At 42.7% G+C, this 2,069-nt stretch carries 1 protein-coding gene and 1 pseudogene; both read right to left on the bottom strand.

Annotated elements, in window-relative coordinates; translation table 11 throughout:
• Positions 1-88 precede the first annotated feature (88 nt).
• Positions 89-1,825: a nickel-dependent hydrogenase large subunit gene (locus tag WBM98_RS13780; RefSeq protein WP_424366601.1), complete on the bottom strand. Its 1,737-nt coding sequence runs from the start codon at positions 1,823-1,825 to the stop codon at positions 89-91.
• 11 nt (positions 1,826-1,836) lie between these two features.
• Positions 1,837-2,069 (bottom strand): annotated as a pseudogene (locus tag WBM98_RS13775) ([Ni/Fe] hydrogenase small subunit); the annotation flags it as partial.

Raw genomic sequence — 2,069 nt, 5'->3', positions numbered from 1 at the left:
ACATTTAACCAATGAAAGATCCTGACGGGTAATTCCCAGACGTAAACACGTTTAAAATTTCTTGTTTTATCCATGACCTTTGAATTAATTAAATTTCACAGCTTCCCGTATGTTGAACCCTGGAAATATGGTTCCCGTGTTCATCGTATAAATGTACCGCACATGCCAGACAAGGATCGAATGAATGAATGGTTCTGATAATTTCCAATGGAAGTTCAGGATCTGCAACGGGAGTTCCGATTAAGGCTGATTCGTAAGCGGAAAGTTGACCTTTTGGATCTCTAGGGGAGGCATTCCAAGTTGTTGGAACGACTTGCTGATAATTTTCCGTTTTGCCATCTTTTATTTTTATCCAATGGGCCAAAGCGCCTCTTGGTGCTTCCATGTAACCGACCCCTTTTGCCTCGGCGGGCCAAGTCGATGGTTCCCAATTCTCGGTATTGGCCATTCGCTCATCACCATTTTTGATATTATTGATCAGGGTGTCATAAAACTCCATGGTCCAATTGGCCACAAGCTGGGTTTCAATGCCCCTTGCCGCTGTTCTTCCCAAGGTTGAGAATAAAGCATCAACAGGAACATTCAAGTGGGCTAAGGCAGCATTAACAGCCTCTTTTATTTCTTTGTTGCCCCTACCATAACCTACCAATAATCGCGCTAATGGACCGACTTCCATCGGCATTCCTTTCCATCTTGGAGTTTTAATGAAACTGTATTTTTCCTCTACATTTAAATGTTCATAAGGAGGTTTAGGACCGGAATACTTAATGTTAGTTTCTCCTTCCCAAGGATGTCTTCCGGTTTCTTTACCTTCGGCATAATTATCGTACCAGGAATTATTGACAAACTCTTCAATTTCATCACTACTTCGATGATTCACATCAAGAACTTTAGATAAATCCCTATTTAAAATTACGCCTTGTGGGAATTTAAAATTGGATTGATCTGCGTAACCGTTCGTTGGGAAATCACCATAGGACATGTAATTTCCAAATCCTTTTCCAATACCGCCCCAATCTTTATAGAATGAAGCTATGGCCAGTAGGTCAGGGATGTATACTTGCTCTATAAATCGTTTTCCTTCATCAAGAAGGGACTTGACCATAGCCAAACGTTCCGCATTGATCCCACCCGGGTTTTCCGTGTTGATGGCACAAGCCATTCCTCCTACCAAATAATTGGGATGCGGGTTTTTACCACCAAAAATGGTATGCACCTTTACGATTTCTTTTTGCCACTCCAGTGCCTCTAAATAGTGCGCCACTGCCATTAGGTTTGCTTCGGCAGGTAGCTTCATTTGAGGATGTCCCCAGTACCCATTGGCAAAAATTCCCAATTGACCACTTTCCACAAACTTTGTAAGCCGTTTTTTAATATCGGAAAAATAGCCTGGTGAACTTTTTGGCCAATTTGATATACTTTGGGCAAGCTCAGAGGTTTTAACTGGATCTGCGCTTAATGCATTGACAACATCAACCCAGTCCAACGCATGTAAATGATAAAAATGTACGGTATGGTCATGCATATATAAGGCACCTTCCATGATATTCCGTACCATTTCCGCATTAGGGGGTACTGCAATTCCCAATGCATCTTCCACGGCCCTAACCGAGGTCAAGGCGTGCACCGTAGTACATACGCCACATGTGCGTTGCACGAATGCCCACACATCCCTGGGATCTCTGCCTTTGACAATATTTTCAATACCCCGTACCATTGTACTGGAACTATAGGCATCTACAATTCTTCCGTCTTTGATTTCCGCTTCTATTCTTAAATGACCCTCAATTCTGGTGACAGGGTCAACTACGATTCTTTCTGCCATGGTTTTATATTTTAAGAGTCAATATTTTTTTCGTTTTCTTTACCTCGCTTGATTCTACCGGTCAATTCTTTCCGTTTCGAAATATTCGCAGCTATGGCATGTACGGCCAAACCTCCCGCCAAAACTCCGGCTCCAACTTTTCCTATATCATCGGCGAGCCCTTCTTCATGTATTCCGGGGACTTTTGCCATCCTGGTGTAGAAAGGACCATTGTCCCAGAAATTTTCCTCACTGCATCCTATAC

The sequence above is a fragment of the Maribacter sp. genome (assembly GCF_049667165.1).
In the GTDB taxonomy this organism is placed as follows: Bacteria; Bacteroidota; Bacteroidia; order Flavobacteriales; family Flavobacteriaceae; genus Maribacter_A.
The sequence above is the reverse complement of the archived record's forward strand: the minus strand, read 5'-3'. Positions and strand labels throughout refer to the sequence as shown.

What these genes read in the sequence shown, in the direction of transcription:
- WBM98_RS13780 (WP_424366601.1), bottom strand. Translation starts at nt 1,825, where the DNA reads ATGGCAGAAAGAATCGTAGTTGACCCTGTCACCAGAATTGAGGGTCAT.